Here is a 21312-nt window from a genome sequence, read left to right as displayed (position 1 = left end):
TGCTGACTGCTGACCAGTTTCATCAACCATCTGAATGCGGTTTGCGGCCCTTCAGGTTGCTTACCTGCCATTATTCGCTCTCCGTGACATCGCAGGTTTCATTAAACCCTCGGTAAGAACGGCGGCTCTGCCGGAAGCAGACGATTGTCAGTAACACCACGACAAAACCAATGACGGCGGCCAGAGTGAATGCGTGAGTGAAACCCAAGTACTGTGCAGACAAACCGGTCAATATCATTGCCATGCTGCTGCCAAGAACTTCGCAACACTGTAGCAGGGTGAAATCGGTGCCCGGCTGGACGATGCTTTGGTCTTTTTCACCTTCACTCCAACGCATGAACCAGGAGAAAATGGAGACACAGCAAAGGTTAAAAAAGAAGCCTTCCAGAATAAAAAACAGGAATACCGGAGCCGGATTGTTGGTCGAAGCCATCAGTGATAATGCCATCCCCAGCCAGCAACAGACGCTCCCTGTCAGGCCAAATACCGTTAATTGAGGGCTGGAAAACCACTTATGCAAAAGGCCTGACGATACGGCGCCTGCAATATAGCTGATAATCAGCACTCCGCCGGATAATAAAGCGATCAGTTCCAGACTGACGCCCATATCAACCAGCAAGGGGGAAACCAATGCCACGCCCATCGTGCTGGTGAATTTGAAACACAAGGCCATGATCACAATCGGCAACCAGCCTTTGCGACGGAAGAGTTTCCATAATGACGCATTGCCTGATTTAACCGACAGTTTATTGTGTTGCTTAAATTCTTCTTGATGACACATAAACGGCAGGTGGCAAATAAGCTGGATAAGCAGGAATGACAGCACAGCCATTTTCCACCCTGCCACACTGAAGATATACAGGTTAAGCACGCCGCCCAGCAACATCCCCAGACTGAACCCTGCGACCTGACTCACATTCACGTTGACATGCCGGCTGCCGGCAAATACCCGAACGGCCAACGCATCCACCGCTACATCCTGACTGGCGTAACAAAGGTTAATCAGGGTGATTAAAGCCAGTAAACCGATGATTTGAGCATCTGGGGATAAAAACCAAAGCATAGAGGCCAAAAACAGAGAAATTATCTTAATTAGCTGAATCCAGCCGACGTTTGCCGGCAATGAGCGAAATCCCCACGGTTTATGGTTTTCGATAAAGGAAGCCCATAAGAATTTAAACGCCCACGGCAGCATACTTAGCCCCACCAGCCCAATAAACTGCATGTCAGCGCCCTGCGCCCGCAAGATGCCGGGCAAGGCAAAAATCGCAAATCCCAAAGGCGCGCCCTGCCCGCAATACAGACCAAATAAACTGGCAATTTTTCCTTGATACTTCATAGTGATGTTCTTCTCTTATACTTATACGTTTATAACTTACTTATACATTTATAACTGGCTGATTTTCAGCCAAACATTGATTGAGAAAATCAAATACTGATCCCCTCTGGTGATTGAGGTAAAAGTGCCCACCAGAAAACACGTTCAACACAAATGTTCCGTTGGAGGTTTGGCTCCATTGCTGCATATCACTGACAGACACTTCACTGTCGGCCTCTCCGATACAGGCAACCACGGGACAATTCAGGCGTAGATCACAGCGGCGTTGATAGGTTTCTATCGCGGCGAAGTCAGCGCGAAAAATCGGCAACAACAACGATTTCAGCTCAGGCTGCCGATAATCCATCTCCGCACCTTGCAGCGAAATAATTTTGTTCAGCAGTTTTTCTTCACTCTGACGATAAAAATCGGTGCCGGTATTTTTATGAGGCGGCAATCGCCCTGAGACATAAAGCGCGGTGATGCCTTTCCCTTGTTGCTGCATCCGCAGGGCGACTTCAAAGGCCAGAGCCGCGCCCATGCTATGACCGAAAAATATTGTTGGGCGGGCAGGCAGGAATGCACAGGCCGCCGCAATCTGATCGGCCATTTGGTGGAGATCGTGCAGCAAAAGCTCCTGAATACGAGAACCATGCCCCGGAAGTTGAACAGCATAGACGGCGGTATCATCAGCAATGCCGTTTTTCCACGGCATGAAATATTCTGCGGTTCCGCCGGCATGGTGAAAACAGACCATCTGTTGATGGGTGCCCGATTTAATCAATCTGAAAATACGGTCGTTCATTCGTCTTACTCCTCGCTCTCACTTTTCCATTTGCTTTTCCATTTAGATAAAAAAACATCGATCTCAGGTATCGCCATAATGGGATCAGCAAGAGAGACGCTTTCAGGATTGCCCACATGTTCCATCAGCGATTTCCACGCATTGGTCAGCGATAGCAGATATTGCGCATCCGCAGGTGTTGGGGTTTGGCACTGGTCAGCAAATTGGCGCAGAGCATGACGCACCGCCGATGGCCAATGATGGTTCAATACCTCTTGCAAATTATCTGTACGAGGATTATCTGCACGAGGATCGTCTGCACAAGAATAGCCGTCATGGGAATGACCTTCATGGTTTGAGACAGTTTGGCTCAGGGGTGGCAAAAAATAGTCAGGTGCCAACTCTGGCGCAATCAATTCACGACACCCCGACTCTGTTTTCACTCTGGGGATATGAAAACAGTTATTCCACAAAACTGGCCCGTGTGTATTCGCCAGCAATAAATTGCCGCTAGGCAGCCCGACACAGATGCGGTGCATAATATGAAAATGGTTATCCGGATCGGCAGGATCTAGCTGGTTTTGTAAATTCAGCGTTAAAGGAACGCCCGCAATCACGCCCCGTAATTGCGTGTAAGGCGGTTTGTGATTTATCAGACCAAGCAATCGATCATCATGGCTCTCTGGCAGGCTGAAACCACAGGGCGTAAAGCGGCCGAAGACGCGACCAAGAATATCCAGCAAGCCGCAGATAACCTGAACGCCGCATGTGGCTTCAATAAACAGTGCTTGCTGGGTTTGCAGCGCTTCCCGCAGATAGTCGATAAATTGACGAACAGCCGGGACATGGGGGTAATGCGTATTCACCTGATAACTACAACCCTGCTGACGAGCCAATTTTAAGCATTCGGCGACGTCACGCAGGTAAACGGGATGCTCCTGCAAAACTGAGATGCCCCGTTGTAAGAGTGCTCTGGCAATTTCGCTGCCTTTTCCACCGACAATAGCAGAACGAATCACGACACAAGCGATATCAATATCATCCGGCAGTTCATCTACGTGGTGATAAAGTGGCACACCATAATCCTGCGCCAATTGTTGTGAGCGTTCGCTGCCCTGAGCCAGAATCCCCGCCAGCTCGAATCCGGTAAACGGTTGTTTGAAAGCGGACAGATAAATCTGCCCAAACAGCGTGCCACAGACGATGACTTTTAATGGATTATTCATATTTCCCCCTCCTGGAAGAGGACGATTTCATCATCAGGCAAAATATCTGAGCTGAAACTGCTGAACAGGGATAATTCATCTAATTGCGTTAGCAATGTTCTGATATTGATGATATCCGGTAGCCAGTACAGCCCGGTCATTGGCTGTTTCAGTAACTGATGAGCCACCAATGCTGCAATACTGCCTGTCAGTTGATAACTGTTATTAAAGCGGATTTGCAACCTAAGCTGTGTCGATTTACCCGCCAATAAGCCATGTGCTTCCATCAGCAGGTGTTGCTGCTCCCCTTCTTGTTCTACCAGCCGCTGGCTCAAGGTGATCAAGCGTTGAATGGCATTGTTCTGCTCCGCTGGGGATTGATCCGCTGACGCTGCCAGTAACAGACTTCTGTCCGCCAGCAAGTTGTAAGCAGCTAAATGAGAAAGAGACAGTTTTTGTGCGACTCTTTCCTGTTCGAAGCTGAAATAAGGCAGTGCATCAAACGCTCTTTCCGCTGTGGAGATAGGTGGATTCTTTTCGATCCCCGCCCTGATGAATTGGCCGCCAGACAAAATATATCCCGTTTTGCCCTGCTGCCGCTCCGGTTGCTGGCTGACGAGGAAATCTTGTGCCGATGTGGCGGTAAATGCTTCGATACCGCCAGTATAGAGGCGGATTTTCGTGACTGGCTGCAAATACGCCGCAGCATATAGAGGCAGCATTGCTGCCAGCCCCGGAACAAAGCCCGCCCCCAAGACACAGGCAGAACGGCAATGATCTTGAGATGTACTGATCTGTTGTAAGATTTTTTTCTCCACGGCAGGATCACCAGCCACATCAACATAATGAACTGCGGTGCTGAATGCGGTTTCGGCAATCCGATCTTCAATCAGGGAAGATGGCCCTGCGGTGTTGAGTACTAAATCAACCTGCTGGCAGCAGCGGGCTAATGCTGTTCGGTCAAACAAATCAAGCTGATAATAATTTTGATATTCAGGGCGCGCGCTGCGCCCCGCTATCATGACTTGATAGCCCAATTGGGAAAGTACGCCCACAGCGGCACGACCGACAGCACCGAGCCCGCCAATCACCAGTACGGATTTCCTTTTCATTCTGCCTCCTTTATTTTGCCTTGTTTGCCCTGTTCAATATGCTGTACCAGAGGCGGGATATTGCTGGCCTTCATGCAATTGAAATGATCGCCGTTCAGATTGAGATAGGTAACATCACCAATGCAGTAGGTCTGCCAGAAGGTTTTCATGTCCTGCTGCAATGACGGTAACAGGTAAGTGTTTCCCTGCTGACAGGCAAAGGTCATGTCTCCAGCATAATATTCAGGCTGGTAGCCGCAAACGCCCCGAATACTATGGCGGAACACTTCACACATCTGTTTCCATTGAGTTTGGCTGACGTCAGACGCTGTGGCATTTTTTCCTCCGATGGCCGCCAATAACTGCGACAGGCGCTGGTCGTCAGATCGTTGCTGAACCTGAGCATAAGCTGTCGCCAGTTCGTGCAATCCGTTGGCGCTGGCACGCTGGAACACGGCATCATGGGTAATGACGTCTGGCTTCTCCGCTAAGATTTCCTCATAAATCGCGTCAAGTTCGCTTTTATCCAATGGCCACGGGCTTTCAATGCCCAACGCCCAGACAACCGACATATCAATCATCAGGCTATCTTCTATGCGATAGGGGATCTGATAACTACTGACAATTGTCACTGATTTGACCGGAGTCAGACTTTCCATGGCCTGTCTGGCAATTTCAAAGGTCAACAATCCCCCCATGCAATAACCGACAAGATGGCATTGCGGCCATATCGCCTGAATTTCCTTTAAGTAATTGGCGGCCAGTTGCGGGATCAAGTTATCCGCAGGAATGGATAAAAATGTCTCGATATTCCCAATGCTCAAGCCATACACTGGGCCAGAGAGTTTCTCCACTAATGGCAGATAAGGTAAAACAGTACCGCTGCCTTCATGGAGGATAATCACTGGCTCTCCATCGCCTTCTTTCAGGCAGTCAATACGGGTACAGGCGCGATTTTGGGTTTCTTGCTGTTCTGATTGGCTGCGCAGGTAAGCCGCCAATGCCCTGACGGTCGGCTGTTGCAATACTTGCCTTAAGCTGCCCTCCCACGGAACCTGATCAGCCCCCAGCGTTTCCCGGATTCGGTTGATCCATTGGGTAATGAGCAGAGAATCACCGCCGCTGGTGAAGAAATCATCGTCAATGCCCATTGCCGCGTTGCCAATCACCTCACGGCACAGCGTGAGTAATGTCATCTCCAGCGGGTCATCAGTCTGCGGTGATGATATCTCCGCCTTGTTATTCACTTGATCCGGCAAGACGGGCAGCCGTTTGCGATCCCATTTTCCATTGGCAGAAATAGGTAAGGCATCGAGGATCGCCAGTCTGGCGGGAACCATATAGTCAGGCAATTGCTCCCGCAGACTGTCCAACAGTGACTGAGACTCACAATGCTGGCGGCATGAATTAAATTGAGCCAACATAAAACTTTGCCCCATCTGGTATAACGCATCATCAACAGGGGGATATGCCCAGACGATTTCACCCCCTACATCGTGCAGTGCATTCAGCCAATTTTGCTGCGGCATAAAGGGTGAATCCAATTCCAGACGTTCATCGGCAAAGTGAGTTAAGCCGTGCTTAAATTCCATAGATGTCATCAGCTGATAGTTATCGCGGGTCGCTTCAATGATCAACATCCAGCCACCGGGCGCCAGAAGCTGGCGCAGATGATCCAATCCATTGCGGGCAACAATCGCGTTATGCAGCACGTTGGAAGAAATGATCAGATCGAACTGCCCACAATCCAACCCCTGTTCGATAGGTGACAGGTTGAAGTCAAAAAGCTGATAGTGAATAAAATCAAATTGCTGATAACGTTTCTTGGCTTCATTCAGGAAGAAGGTTGAAACATCTGTAAAAGTATATTCGACATTCCATCCGGCTAAATGCGGGATCAGCACATTGCTGGTTCCTCCCACACCCGCGCCGATCTCCAGCACTTTCAGGCAACGGTTCTGCTGCTGGTTCACTTCAATCGCTTTTTTCTCTGCCGTACTGAGCAGTAAGCGGTTCATGAATTTGCTGATCAGATTGTTTTGATAAGCATGGGTAGCGACATCAAGGCTGCCATCAGGGAATAATAAGTTGAGAGGATCTTCTTTTCCCTGTAGCAATTCTGGTAAGCATTGGCTGCTGCGTTCCAGATAAGTCAGTAAACCGCGATCATTATCCAGTTGCATCATTAGCTGTACACATTGCTGCCAACAATCATCAATCTCGTGATCAGAAACAGGTTGGATTAACTGGTAATGATGCCCATCTTGTTTCAAATATTGATGCTGTACCAACGCACGCAGCCAACGTCTGGTCAGTTGGCGGTTGACTTCCGCAATATTGCCTTGTTGCATAATCTCATCGAGGGTTACGGATTGGTGCAGAGGCAGGGTCTGCATTTCTGACAATGCTTTCACCATCTGCATTAACGCCACTTGATCCAATACTGAGAACAACTTTTCAATCAGCTCCCTATCCAGCGATGCAGCGACTTGTTCAGCCATTTCTCTGATTTCAGTCACCGTCTGCTGACAGTAATGGGAATATTGCTGGCTTTCAGGAGATAGCGGCGACAACTTGGCTGGCTCCACATAAGCATGCAGTTCCGCATGATGTTTATCGCCGGATTTAATGACAGCGGCCTGAGCAACTTGCGGATGCTTCAACAGTAAGGCTTCAATTTCGCCGGTTTCCACCCGATAACCCCGGATTTTGACCTGATGGTCGATTCTGCCCAAAAATTCGATAACGCCATCACGGGTATAGCGGCCAAGATCCCCAGTGCGATACCAACGCTCGCCGTGAGTGTCGGTCAAGAAGTGACGTTCTGTTTTTTCCTCATCCTGCCAATATCCCAGCGCCACACCATAGCCGCCGATCCACAATTCACCCGCCACCCAATCAGGGCAATCTGCGCCCAGTGGATCAACCACTCTAAATTGTTGGTTGGTCAGTGGAATGCCATAAGGAATGCTAGTTTGATACTCTTCCTGCGGATCAACCCGCCAACAGTTAGACCAGATCGCCGCTTCTGTCGCGCCCCCCAGACTAAGCTGGGTCGCATTCGGCAACACCTGCGCCATGACTTTCGGCAGACTGACCGGCAGCCAGTCGCCGGACAATAAGGTATAGCGCAAAGAAGGCTGGATCAGGGTTTCGGCTGACAGATATTCGGTCAGCATTTTCATTTGCGCGGGTACAGAGTTCCACAGGGTGATTTGATGCTGTGCCACTAACTGCGACCATTTGGCGGGATTCTGGAGATCTTCTTCCGCAGGCAAGATCAGCGTCCCACCCGCACCCAGCACGCCAAACAGATCAAAAACGGATAAATCAAAACTCAGACGCGCCAGAGCCAACATGCGATCACTGGCGTTCAACGCGATCCGCTGCTGGAGATCGCAAATTGTGTTGCAGGCCGCCTCATGGCTGATCATCACGCCTTTCGGCTGGCCTGTACTGCCTGAGGTGTAGATGATATAGGCCAGATCTTGCGGAGCCGCACCGGAAGATGCAAAGTTGGTTTGCTCAGGATAGGACTCTGTTTGATGGAGATTCAGGACAACAAAACCTGCCTCCGTCAGTGGATTTTTCTGCTCTTCTGCTCCGGCAATGATGACGGTATTGATCGCCGCATCGGATAGAATTTGGAGAATTCGCGGCCACGGCTGGCGGGCATCCACTGGCACATAAGCGCTACCTGCCAGCAAGATCGCCAGCGCCGCCACAACCTGCTGATGGCCTTTTTCCATCAAAATGGCATGACGCTGTTGGCTCCCCAGTTTTTTCGCCAGTTTCTGCGCTTGATCCACCAGTTCAGCGTATGTGATCGTCCCCTGTGCATCGATCACAGCAATGGCTGATGGCGTTTGTTCCGCTTGGAGTAAAATGTTGCTATGCAGTAAGTCTGGTTCAATCCGTTTCAGGGTTGCATTGACCTGCTGGCGAACCTGCTGCTGTGCTTGCGGCAACGGTAAAGTGAGAGGTTGCTGCCAGACGGCTTTATCGGTGATGACCTGCATGACGGTATCAACCAATGCGGCAAACATGGTTTCAATCATGTCGGCAGGGAAAATTCCCGCCAACACATCCCAGTTAATACGCAGCCCTGACTGAAATTCCATCACCTGACAGTCAATCCAGACCTGCGGTGTCTGGCTGATACCGTAGCTGAATTCAATCTCCATTTGGGAGGCAATCATCGCTTCCTGCGCCTGCGTTTTTCCCTCACCGACTAAGGCGCTGGTAAAGACAATCGGCATTTTCGACTGCTCTTTGCCCCGCTGGCGTACCCATTCCCGAATCACTTCGATACCAGAAAATGCGTTATGTTCCAGATCTTGCCAAAGCTGGGTTTGGATCTGTTCGACACGTTGACGCAGCAAGCAGGAGTCGCGCAAATCCACTTCCAGCAAACTGACCGAAGTAAAATCGCCCACTAATTTCGCTATTTCAGGGTGCGCATCAGGACGGTTCATTACCGTCAGGTTCAAGCTGAAATGGCGGCTTTCAGACCATTTGGCGATCACTTCACTGAACAATGTCAGAAGCAGACCAGAGGGAGAAATGCCCTGTGACTGGCAAATCTGCTGTAATTCCTGCCATTGCTGTGGGGAAAGCTGGCAATCGTGGCGAATGAATTGTGGCGTCCCCTGCCAGCCCGTGCGCAGAACTGGCAATTGTGGGCAGGCGGGAAGATCCGCAATGCGGTTCATCCAGTACTGACGTGACTGCGCATAATCGCGCCCATGTTTTTGCTGGCGCTGATATTGAATAACGTCGCGGAAGCTGATTTCTAACGCGGCTTGATCTATCGCCTGCCCGCTGTAACCATTCAATAACTCAGCCAGTAAGATCTGGACACTCAGGAAGTCAGCAATCAGTAGGTCGATACTGAAATGCAGGCACGCTTTACCATTAGCCTGACTGACTTTTAAATCAAACATCGGCCAGTTATCCGTTTGATATACCCGGTGCGACATGGTTTCGCGCAAGGATTCGGCCGATTGAGAGGACTGTTCAATGGCGAAGTGCTCGACAAAAGGCAGGATCATCTGCTCCCCATTGGGCATCACCACGGCTCTTAACATGCCATGACGGGCGATAATCTGGTTCCAGATTCGCTCTAATTTATCGGCATCCCAATGGGGAGATAAAATTTCAAAATAACCATGACAACCAACGCCACCATATTCAAACAAACTCTGGCGACCGACAAAATAGGCGGCCTGTACATCGCTCAATGGGAAAGGTTCATTCTGCTTGTCTTTTTGGATCAACAACTCACGCTGATGTTGCCAGTTTTTCAATAACTCAATGAGCTGAGGTTTCAGTGCCTTTAGCTGTGCAATGGTTTCTGGCGTCATGACGCCTTCCGGCGCCCTGAATTTCAATGTTTCCCCCTCCAGCCAGAAACGGGCCTGTTTATTTTCAAGACTAAAAAGCAATTCGGTGGCTTGATGCTGTATTTCCTGATTCATAGTGAACCTTCCTCAAATTGAATATCTGTTTCATCCATGAACATGGATTCAATGGCCTGAGCGATGTGTGAAATAGTCTGTAAGCTAAATATCTTCCACAATGGCAGTTCAATGCCGTGGTTGCGGCGCAGTGCCGACGTTAAACGGGTAGCGATAAAGGAATCGCCACCAATGGCAAAGAAATTGTCATGCAGATTGATATGCGGAATGTTTAACAGTGATTTGAGTTGATCGCACAGAAGCAACTCGGTCTCAGTTGATGGACGCATGGTTTCAATGGCACGGGCATAAGGATGCAGTAAGGTTTCGAGTGCCTGGCGATCCCGCTTGCCGTTATCGGTCAAAGGCCAGCGCTGACAATGGCCTACGCGAGTCGGTATTGAATATTCTGGAAGTTTTTGGCGCAATATTGCCATGATGCCATCCCAATCCGGCTCATCATGGGAGATCACAACAGCAGACAGCACTGGGCGAGCTTGTTTATCTGAATATTGTTTGTCTGAATATTGTTTATCTGCATATTGCTTGCTGACAAACACCAGAGCGTCTTGAATCTCAGGACACGCTTGCAGAACATGCTGAATTTCTTCCAGCTCCAAACGATAACCAGAAATTTTGACTTGCTGATCTTTGCGTCCCAAAAATTCGATGATGGAGCCAGAACGATAGCGGCCTGTATCGCCTGTGCGATACCAACGCTGACCGTTATGGCTGACAAACTGACCCGCTGTCCGTTCTTCATCACCAAAATAGCCCAGCGCAACGCCTTGCCCACCGATCCAAAGTTCTCCCGTGACCCAATCAGGGCAATCTTCATTGGTTTCATTGACGATGCGATAGGTCTGATTCGGCAAAGGCACACCATAAGGAACAGAACGCCAGTCCACTAAGGGTTCCTGCATTGGCTCCTGTTTCAAGCAGTCATGAGTTAAGCTTTCATTAACTACACCGTTAACGGCCTCATTAACTACACCATCCTTAACTACACCATCCTTAACGACATGGTAGTTAGACCATATAGCGGCTTCCGTCGCCCCGCCCATCGCAACACACAAAGCGTCAGGGGCGAATGTTTTCAGTCGTTGCGGCAATGTGACAGCAACCCAGTCGCCGGATAACATCACTAAACGTAAACTGCCCAGTGCGCACCCCTGTTTGCCATTTTCATTGACTATATTGTCATTGACTGTATTTTCATTGACGACATCTTCATTCACCAACAGTGCCATTTCGAGCAAGGCAGGCACGCTGTTCCAGACAGTCACCCGATGTTTGTTGATCAGGGTTAGCCAAGCAGCGGCGTCTTTCTCCTGCTGCTCTGCCACGATGACTAATGCTCCGCCCACTGAAAGCAATCCGAAAATATCCCAAACAGAAAGATCAAAATACAGTGCCGACAGAGCTATTCCCCTATCCGCTTCATTCAAGCGATGCTGACGATTGACCGCTTCAATGGTATTCACTGCCGCACCGTGGCTGATAGCAACGCCTTTGGGGGTTCCTGTACTGCCGGAAGTGAAAATGATGTAGGCCAGGCAGTCAGATGCCACCGCTAACGGTTCAGGACGCGATGTAGTATCAGGCTCTCCCTGTACGGACAAAACCGTGACGTTTTCCGGCCATGTCAGTTCATGATGGCTGATGACATAAGCGATTTTTGCCTGCTCTATGACCTGTTCCCTGCGGTATAGCGGCCACTGACTTGAGAGCGGTACGTAGGCGGCGCCCAGCCATTGCACAGCCAGTAGTGCAATAATCTGTTCATGACTGCGGGGCAATGCGATGCCGACAAGATCTCCCTCTCTGATGCCCTGCTCAATCAGATACTGCGCCAATTTTCTGACAGCTTGTTCCAGTTGCTGATAGCTGATTACGGTATCCCCATCCACCAGCGCCGTTTGTTGGGCAAATTTTTGCATCGCTGTTGCCACACGGCAATGCAACGGTGCAAATTCAAATTGCACACTGGTCTCATTCACCTGCTGACGACTGATTTGTTGAGTCTCAGGCAAAGGCACAGTCAGAGGAACATGCCAGTTTTCCGCATCCGCCAAGTCTTCCAGCAATTGGCAATATGCACTGAACATGTGATCAATCATCTGGGCGGGGAATAACGCTTCCACGACATCCCAGTTGAAATGCAGTTCGCCTTGTCGTTCAAGTACCTGATGATCAATCCAGACCTGTGGTGTCTGCGATATTCCCCAGAGTGGCTCAGGAAAATCAGTGTCAGGGTAATCCGTCACCTGTGCTCCCAAAGCACTGGTAAAGACCACCGGCATGGTGATATCCGTGGTTCCGCGCTGGCGGTTCAGTTCTCTGATCACCCATACAGCAGAGACGTCTGAATGTTCCAGATCCTGCCAGAGCTGCTGTTGTGTCCGCTGGACACGCTCAAACCAGCTTTCACCCTGATACTGGTGACAGGCGAGCAATAAGAGGGAGGTGAAATCCCCCATGATATGGTTAATATCAGGATGACAAGGCTGGCGATCAAACAGGGTCACATTAATTGTCAGCGCCGCAGATTCAGACCATTTTGCCAATACCTGTGCATAGCAGGTCAGCAACAGGCAGGATGGCGTGATTTGGTAACTCCGCGCTTTTGCGACCAGTTTTTGCCAACGATCAGCCGGCAAAACTGATTTCCAGCGTTTGAACTTCGGCGCACCCAGCGATTTAGGATCACAAATCAGTGGTAAACGTGGCGCATCAGGCAATTGCTCCAATCTTTGGTGCCAATAGCTTTCTGAATCATGTTTTGCATTCAGCTTGTTCTTTGGTTTCAGATGATCCGCAGTCAAATAATCGCGGAAGCCAATACCAACCGAAGGTAACTCAACCTGAGCTTTGGCATTGAAAACCGCCAGCTCAGTGAAAAAGATCTGCATACTGAGGCCATCCAGTACCAGATTATCCAACCCAAGGCAGAAACGGCTTCTGCCATCATCGGACTGAATCAATGTGGCGTGGAACAATGGCCACTGTGTTGGTTCCAGCACACGGTGTGACAGGGTTTCCCGCTGGGTGGCAGTGACTTGTTCCCACTCATCGGCACGGCAGTAAATCACCTTGAGTGACGATGAAGGCTGTTGTTCCAGCACTCGCTGGCAACCCTGTTCATCAAAAACGATCCGCAGCGCATCATGGCGGGCAATCAGCAGTGAAAGCGCATTCTCCAATCTGACCGCATTGAATCCCTCATTATGTTCATATTCATTGTAATAATGTGTTGCAACACCGCCGAGGTTGAATCCTGCCTGACGCCCCATCAAATAAGCACGCTGAACATCCGTCGGCTCAAATGGCGTATAGCGCAGTTCTGGCTGGTGAATCAATTGCGCTGACGGCAAGGTCTGTGCGCTGAATGTGATGGTTTGGGCGAACTCACGCAATACGGGCTGAGAGAAGATCTGCGCCAATGTGACGTTAACGACGCCTTCTTTTTCCAACTGCGCGACGATACGGGTCGCATGTAAGCTATCCCCACCCAACAGGAAGAAATTGCTGTCAGCTTGTGGCGCAACCCCCAATATCTGCTGCCAGACTCGCGCAACACACAGCTCACGTTCATCGGATAAAGTGACGTTCTCCACCGATTCAGCCAGCATCTGTCCAGACAACCCCTCAAGCCTTGCGACGGCCGCTTGCGCTATGAGTGCCTGACGGTCTATTTTGCCATTGGCCGTTAGCGGAAGCTGAGTTAATGAAGTGATCTGTGCCGGCAACATATAGGCGGGCAAATACTGCCGCAGGTGCTGCATCACGGTTTCACGATGAATCACCTTCCTGGCCTGTCTGCACTGGCAGATAAACAAGGCGGAATGAGGTTGAACCGCTTTCGTGGCATGGATAACCAATCCGGCATCGCTCAATGTTTTCTGCCAATCCTGCTGATTGAGCAGCGGAGAAAATGCGCCTTTGCGCTGATCAGTGAACCCATTCTGATCCTGTAACAATAATACAGTCAGCAATGCCAACGGACTCAGCGCCAAACTTTCGTAAGCATAAATCAGGGAGTCCGTGCCACAGAATGATTTAAGGGCGGCGATCCCCTGCCCAATATCGCTAAACCGATGCAGGGCATTGTTACTAATCACGATATCAGCAGAACCTGTTTTTTGATCCGGTGCGGAGATGACTTCAACCGTATGTTGATAACCCGCTAATCGGTACTCGGCCAGTTTTCTCAGCGAGCCGGCCGATTCCATCAGGCAATAATGAACACATTCCACTTTCAGATGGCTGAGGAGGTAACTGGCCAGTATGCCGCTGCGCCCATTTAATTCAGCCACCCGAACCGGACGCTGCAATCGGTCAGACAGGTGTTCAATCTGGTGACAAAGCGCCTCTGCCATTGCCCGCGTATCCGGTGAATAGGCGACTAAGTTTTCCGGTGAAATTACCGGATCATCCAGCAATAGCAGCGGATTTTCTTTGCCCGTCAATACACCAGCCAACCACGCTGACTTCGGTTTAATGGCATGGTAGATCGATAATAAGCGTGGATCGTGGATATCCAGAGAGCGTTTTTGCCAACGCGCCGTGGCTCTGAAGCCCTCAGCATGGCATTCCAGCATTTCCTGTTCTACCAGCCACGCTAACCAAGTACCAAACAGGGGTTGCCATTGCGCTGCAATGCCCGCTTTTGCCAGTAACGCATCACTTGATTGGTAGTCAGCCAGATCAAGAGCAAAAACATTGTTCAGGATCTGGTAAAGAAGATGGCTTGTGACAGCCTGTTCAGCATCACTCTGATCAATGGCGGCAATCTCATCAGGCAGTTCGCTTATTACCGCATCGGCTGGCGCGGTTAATTCGCTGGAACCGTGCTGTTCTTTGCCTTCAATAAATAATTGAATATGTTTTTGCGGCTTATCTATAAGCTGTTTATCTACAAGCTGTTTATCTATAAGCTGTTTATCTATAAGCTGTTTATCTATAAACAACGCTACTGCATGTTTGACATCGCTAAGACGTTCAGCAACCGCTTCAATTTCACCTAATTCAATTCGATAACCGTGCAGTTTTATCTGTTTGTCCTGACGCCCCAGAAATTCAAGGCAGCCATCCGTCCAGAAGCGACCAAAATCGCCTGTCCGGTAAAAGCGTTCTCCTGCTTGCATCACAAACTGAGTGGCGGTTTTGTCCGGATCAGCGTAATAGCCCAATGCCACGCCTTGTCCGCCAATCCATAGCTCGCCTGTTACCCAGTCTGGGCAATCCCGACCTTTGCTATCCACAACGCGATAATATTGATGCGCCAATGGATAACCGTAAGGAATTGAATTCCAATGTGGCGGAATTTCTGAAACATCAAGGGCATTCGACCATATTGCGGCTTCTGTCGCGCCTCCCAGCACCGTGAAGTTTGCCTGGCTGCCCAACGCCCGCAAGCGAGGTAACAAATCCAGCCCGACCCAATCGCCAGAAAGCAAAATTTGGTTCAGTGAAGCCGGCAGCCCGCGCGGTTCCTGCTCTGCCGCCACCAGCAGCATTTCAAACAGTGCCGGAACACTATTCCAATGAGTGACCTGATTATCATGTAGCAGATCAAGCCACTGTTTTGCCTCTTTTTCCTGCCCCGCATTCGGTAACACAAGGGTTCCCCCCAAAGAGAGTGAACCGAAAATATCATAGACGGATAGGTCAAAATTCAGCGCCGATAACGCGAAAATGGTGATGGGCGAGTTTTTGTTGTTTCCATAGCGGCGGTTAATATCATCAACTGTATTGGCGGCAGCTTGATGTGAAATCACGACCCCTTTTGGTACGCCAGTCGAGCCAGAAGTGAAAATGATATAGGCCGCATCGGCAGGATGACCGAAGACAACCTGCTCAATCGGTAGCTGGTTGTGGATTATTGCGGCCATATTCAGCCAGCCATAATCCGTTTGTCCGGCCTGTACATCACGCTCTTGATGACCAATAACTAAACAAACATCCGATTGGTTAATAATCTGCTGCAACCGCTGTGGTTGAATGGCAATATCCAGCGGAACATATACCGCACCTACTGCATGGCAGGCCAGTACAGCAATAACTTGTTCAATACCTTTCGGCAAGAGCAAGCCAATAGGGTCGCCATACTGGATTTGCTGTTCCCTTAAACGCCAGGCCAGTTCGAGCACTCGCTCACTTATCTCTTGATAAGTCCACGCCTTGCCTTGGCTGACGACTGCAATATTCGCAGGTGTTTTCTCTGACCAGTGCCAGAACGGCTGGTGTAAAAGCCGGGGGGCGAACGGCGGGAGCTGCTCACTCTGATGCGGGGCTCTGCGCAGTGCTAATATTGACGGTTCAACATAAGCAGTAACCGATGAATTAAATACGGTTTCATCTTGCACAATCGCCGTAATCAATCGGGTCATAAAACTGAACATCTGATCGACCATCCCCGCAGGGAACAAGTCGTCAACGCTATCCCAGCTGATCAATAGCGCCTGATGATGTTCCATTACCTGACAATCAATCCATACCTGCGGCGTTTGGGAAACAAGGTAGTTGAGGGTTCCCAACGTGTTCTCGTTCAGCAAATCCCGACCAAGGTTACTGGTGAATACCACAGGCATCGTCACCTGCTCTCCCCGCTGCTGCGACCAGTCACGCAAGACCTGTACCGCACTGTAATCCGCATGATCAAGATCGCTCATGAATTGCTGATTCAATCGGCGGGCATGTGTCAGAATGCTGTCACCTTGCTGCATCTTACAGCCCAGTAATAGCAAGGAAGTAAAATCGGCGACCAATTTCGGTAACTCAGGATGAGAGCCACGTCGGTTAAATATGGTCAAATTGAGTGAAAAATCAGGCTCTTTCGCCCAGCCCCTGATGGTTTCAGCAAAGCAAGTCGCCAATAACATCGAAGGCGTGACACCATGACGACGGGCAATATTTTTCAACTGATCCCAGCGCCCGGCATCCAATCGCCAGTCACGATGATGGAATTTCTGTTCCTGCAATTCGGCTGGCTGCACCGCCAGCGGAAGCTGAGGAGCCAAAGGCATTCCTTGTACGATACGCTGCTGCCAATAAATGGCATGTTCGGCGTTGTTTAACGCCTTATTATTTAATTTTTCATTATTTAACTTCTCATTATTTAACTTCTGTTCCAATAAGTACTGCGGGAAGCTGTAATTGAGCGCAGGCAACGTCAATTCCGGCTGACGGATAAATGCGCTCAGTTCGTCCAGCAGGATTTGAAGGCTCATAGCATCGGCTATCACCATATCTATATTGATATGTAAGCGCGTGCCTTGATCACTGTGGCTGGCTATTAACTGGAAGCCGCTTTCTTCGCTGAGATCCGCCATTCGATGCGATAGCAAGTTTCTCAAGTTCATACTCTCGGCAACGCAGGATTCATGCGATAAATGCAACCAGTGATAGCTAGTGACGGCCACTGGCTGATAGTCGCAAATCACCGCCAAGCCCTGCGCATCAATGCGCATCCGCAACAGATCATGACGCTGGAATAGTTTGTTGACTGCCTGATTGATATCAGCATCCGGCAAAGAAGCGCAATCCAGTTCGATATAGACCTGACAGGCTACCTTGCCCAGAACCTGCCCTTTTTGCCTGCCCTGCCAGTAAGCCTGCTGAATGGATGTGAGTGCGAATGGTTCGCCATTCCATTGGCAGGACGGTGAGGCAGATTCTGCGAGCTTTTCATGGCTAAACTGTTTTTCATGAATCGCCGTCAAACTCTGCCAATATTTCCGCCATGCTGATAAGGTTGTTTTTTCGAATAGTTTCGCCAGTGTCAGAGAGACGTTCTGTTTTTTACATTCATCCACCAAATCCAACATCTGCAATGAATCCAGCCCTAAGTTCAGCAAATCGTCATCATCAGATAATGTGCTTACGTCAATGGACAACGCCTCTGCCACCCAAGAAAGAACGAAATCAAAATTCAAGCAATGGCTTACTGCCAATGCCTGTTGATTTTCTGATTGGTTTTCTGATTGGTGATCCGCACCGATTAGCAATGCCTCTGGCCAGTAGCTTTGCCGATTAAAGGAATATAAAGGCATCGGCGATCTGCGGCTGACGGAGTCTTCCGGCTTCCTCAACACGACTCCAGCCATCGTTCCGGTAAAGCTGAAGGCATTCACCGCCACCCGATTGATTTCACAGGCAACGGTTTCACGTTCAAAACGATAATGATGGAAACAATCTGCAATCAATGGGTTACATTGAGTAAATGTTGGATGACCAAATACTTTCTGCTGCTGGATCTGCGCTACTGCCCGCACTACAGCGCACAAGCCAGCAGCGGCTTCCAAATGACCAGTCTGGCTTTTACTCGCCCCTAAATGCAGTGGCATTTTTCTCTGGCCATACACCGCATGAATGGCGCTGATTTCAATCGGATCGCCTAAAGCTGTACCTGTACCGTGAGTTTCCAGTAACGAGATATCATCTGGTGTTAAAGCAGCTTCGGTTAATAACCGCGCCATCATGGCTGATTGAGATTTGGGGTTCGGGGCAGTCAGGCTACTGCTTTCACCATCTTGTGCCACAACACTGCCTTCAATGACAGCCAGCACAGGATCGCCATCAGCCAATGCCTGTCGGTAAGGTTTCAGCAAACATAAGACAGCGCCTTCCCCCCTGACATAACCGTCGGCTTCATGGCTGAACGTGGCGCAACGGCCATGCGGTGATAGCATGCCTGCATTGATCAAAGCCTGTTCAATCTGCGGGGAGAGTAAGAGATTGATACCTCCCACGACAGCAGCCGAACACTGCTTTTGTTGCAGTGCATTGATTGCGCTATTCAGTGCGACAAGGGAGGAGGAACAAGCAGTGTCGATAGTTAATGCCGGGCCTGTTGTTCCATAAAATTTCGCCAGCCGACCGGAAGTCGCACTGGTGTTGATCCCTGTCACCAGATAACTTTTGGCGTAATCAGGGTTATTTTGCTGTAACAGAAGCGCACCATATTCACTGCCACTCTGCCCAATATAAAACCCGATATCCCGCTGTTTTACGTTTTTTTCCGGCAGCCAACCGGCCTGCTCAAACAGATGCCAGCTCAATTCCAATAAGATACGCTGCTGAGGGTCAAGCAACAGAGCTTCTCTCGCAGGAATGTTGAAGAAATTCGCATCAAATTTATCAATATCGTTAATCGCCCCGATGGGTTGGGCAAAACGCCGATAACGGCTCTGCTCATGGCGAACCGCTGACTGCCCTGCTGCCAGCCATTCGCCATAGTGCTGCCAATGCTCATCGGTTTGTCCGGGTAAGCGGCAACTGATGGCAACGATGGCAATTTCCCGGTCTACTCTGTCTGATTCAGCCAAATCCCTATTTTGCTGGTCTGGGCAAATATTTTGCTCAATATAAGCGGTTAATTTTGCCAGCGTTGGATAAGCAAATAAGTCTGTCACCCGTAATTTGCAGTTCAGATGCTGGTTTATTTCTTGGCAGAATTTGACCGCCAACAGGCTGGTTAGCCCTGTATCACTAAAACCACGGCTAGGATCAAAAGAATCCGTACCCAATAAGCGACAAATAGCCATCTGTAGCCAATCAGCAGGTGATGCGGATTTAATTGCTGGTTTTTTCTCTTCAATGACGCCGGTTTCTTTGGAACCATTCTCAGCAGAATAGTCCCCAGAAGAATCCCTCCCAGAAGAATATAGGAATGCCGTATTAAGTTGCTGTGTCAGATGTTGCGATAACATGTAGCGACGACGGATTTTACCGCTCGAGGTTTTGCACAATTTCCCTCTCGGCAACAGAACGACTTTTGCCACGACCAGTTGAAAATGCTGTGCGATTTCCGCCACGATGGATTTAGCCATTGCCGTTAATTCATGGTGCTTAAGATGGCGGTAAATTTCCGCCATGATGATCAATTCACCATTGTCAAAATCCTGGCAAGCACAGATCCCTCCCGTTTTTACACCATGACAGGCGCGTTCAACCGTATTTTCAATGTCATTGGGCATATAGTTTTGGCCACCCACAATAATGACATCTTTTAAGCGGCCACAAACAAATAGCTCCCCTTGGAGCAGGAACGCCAAATCTCCGGTTCTCAGGTAATGATGACCTGAATGATCCCCTGTCGGCGTATTTGCCAGCATATTGTTAAAAGCAGCTTCCGTCAGCGCCGGATTCTGCCAATAGCCACCCGCTTTTGATGCACCATTGACCCATATTTCGCCGACTTGCCCTTCTGGCAATAACATATGGGTTTCAGGATCCACAATGTGTAATTGCCACTGCCTTACTGTTTGGCCTGAACTCATTAATTCCCGACCAGCAGGATCGGGAATGGCTTGCCCCTTTGCCAACGCCTTGGCATTAAAGCATCGGCTGACATAATTCAGGTCAATTGGTTTATGGCTAATCAATAAAGTGGCTTCCGCCATGCCATAAGCGGGAGTAAAACTTTGTGGATTAAATCCCGTGACAGAGAATCTGGCTGAAAAGCGGTTCATCGTTTCTGCCCGAATCGGCTCGGCGGCATTCATGGCCATTTTCACAGACGAGAGATCCAGTTGAGCCAGCAATTCATCTGCAATCATTGAAGTACAGAGTTCCCAAGCAAAATCGGGAGCTGCCACCGAATTGGCCTGATAATCATGGATTATTTTCAACCAGCGGAAAGGTTCGGCGACCAAATGTACAGGTGGCATGAAATTACAGCATCCACCTGATAGTAAAGGTAATAACAGACCGCAAAACATACCTAAATCGTGGTAGAAAGGTAGCCAGTTAGCTGTAATGATTTTCGGCTGGCAGTGCTGGTGTAACTCAAGCAATATTTCATGCTGCGCACGCATATTGTCATCATAATTACAGACAGCTTTCGGTTTAGCGGTAGAACCAGAGGAATATTGTAGATAAACGGGGTTATCACTCGGGTAATACAGAGCGTTATATTGTTCTTCGGTTGGAAAGACAGCGTCAGAATCAACAAAATCGGCAATCAATTTATCGACCAAAATGATCTGACGACCTTTATTCCAACCTCGTTCGACAATTTCATCAACAAAATTGCTCAGTGTCAGAATAAATTCAGGCTGGCTATCTTCTATAATATGTTCAATAGCTTCGCTACTACGATTAATACGTAAATGACTTGCTAAATGTACGGGAATAGCAGATACACCACGAATAATACAGGCAACCAGACTGATAACAAATGAGGAATCACCGGGCATTAATAGTAATGCCGGAGAAATATTTTCCGTTTTTAATGATAATTGGCTGGCTAATTTACATCCAAGCGATAATAAACTCCGATAAGAATAAAATTCGGTTTGATTAGTATTGTTTTTATTTTGAATACAATAGCGTAATGCAATATCTTCTTGTGTCAGTCTCGCTTGTTGAAATAGAGTATTTCTCACCCATCGATTAGAATTTTTAGTACTATCCATGACTATTACCTGCAATTACAAATCATCAATTTGCATTG

General features: G+C 49.1%; 6 protein-coding genes. All 6 read right to left on the bottom strand.

The genetic code is table 11. The features are described from left to right. Positions 1-70 precede the first annotated feature (70 nt). The 6 genes from H8A87_RS13105 to H8A87_RS13080 are packed head-to-tail and all read right to left on the bottom strand — an operon-like array spanning position 71 to position 21274. Positions 71-1339, bottom strand: coding sequence for an MFS transporter (locus H8A87_RS13105; protein WP_198690394.1), 1269 nt, complete (start codon positions 1337-1339; stop codon positions 71-73). Positions 1340-1379: 40 nt separating this feature from the next. Beyond that, positions 1380-2123 carry a thioesterase II family protein gene (locus H8A87_RS13100; RefSeq protein WP_198690393.1) on the bottom strand — a complete coding sequence of 248 codons (744 nt, stop codon included), beginning with the start codon at positions 2121-2123 and terminating at the stop codon, positions 1380-1382. Between the two features lie 5 nt (positions 2124-2128). Continuing rightward, a complete protein-coding gene (locus tag H8A87_RS13095) occupies positions 2129-3328 on the bottom strand; it encodes a Gfo/Idh/MocA family oxidoreductase (protein WP_198690392.1) in 1200 nt (399 codons plus the stop codon). After that, positions 3325-4419: a saccharopine dehydrogenase NADP-binding domain-containing protein gene (locus H8A87_RS13090; RefSeq protein ID WP_198690391.1), complete on the bottom strand. Its 1095-nt coding sequence runs from the start codon at positions 4417-4419 to the stop codon at positions 3325-3327. Before H8A87_RS13090 ends, H8A87_RS13095 begins: the two co-directional genes overlap by 4 nt. Continuing rightward, positions 4416-9875: a non-ribosomal peptide synthetase gene (locus H8A87_RS13085; RefSeq protein WP_198690390.1), complete on the bottom strand. Its 5460-nt coding sequence runs from the start codon at positions 9873-9875 to the stop codon at positions 4416-4418. Before H8A87_RS13085 ends, H8A87_RS13090 begins: the two co-directional genes overlap by 4 nt. Continuing rightward, positions 9872-21274 carry a non-ribosomal peptide synthetase gene (locus H8A87_RS13080; protein WP_198690389.1) on the bottom strand — a complete coding sequence of 3801 codons (11403 nt, stop codon included), beginning with the start codon at positions 21272-21274 and terminating at the stop codon, positions 9872-9874. The genes H8A87_RS13085 and H8A87_RS13080 overlap by 4 nt, the downstream gene beginning before the upstream one ends. Between the last annotated feature and the right edge of the window lie 38 nt (positions 21275-21312).

Source organism: Xenorhabdus lircayensis (genome assembly GCF_016306625.1).
Lineage (GTDB): Bacteria > Pseudomonadota > Gammaproteobacteria > Enterobacterales > Enterobacteriaceae > Xenorhabdus > Xenorhabdus lircayensis.
The sequence above is the reverse complement of the archived record's forward strand: the minus strand, read 5'-3'. Positions and strand labels throughout refer to the sequence as shown.

What these genes read in the sequence shown, in the direction of transcription:
- H8A87_RS13105 (WP_198690394.1), bottom strand. Translation starts at nt 1,339, where the DNA reads ATGAAGTATCAAGGAAAAATTGCCAGTTTATTTGGTCTGTATTGCGGG.
- H8A87_RS13100 (WP_198690393.1), bottom strand. Translation starts at nt 2,123, where the DNA reads ATGAACGACCGTATTTTCAGATTGATTAAATCGGGCACCCATCAACAG.
- H8A87_RS13095 (WP_198690392.1), bottom strand. Translation starts at nt 3,328, where the DNA reads ATGAATAATCCATTAAAAGTCATCGTCTGTGGCACGCTGTTTGGGCAG.
- H8A87_RS13090 (WP_198690391.1), bottom strand. Translation starts at nt 4,419, where the DNA reads ATGAAAAGGAAATCCGTACTGGTGATTGGCGGGCTCGGTGCTGTCGGT.
- H8A87_RS13085 (WP_198690390.1), bottom strand. Translation starts at nt 9,875, where the DNA reads ATGAATCAGGAAATACAGCATCAAGCCACCGAATTGCTTTTTAGTCTT.
- H8A87_RS13080 (WP_198690389.1), bottom strand. Translation starts at nt 21,274, where the DNA reads ATGGATAGTACTAAAAATTCTAATCGATGGGTGAGAAATACTCTATTT.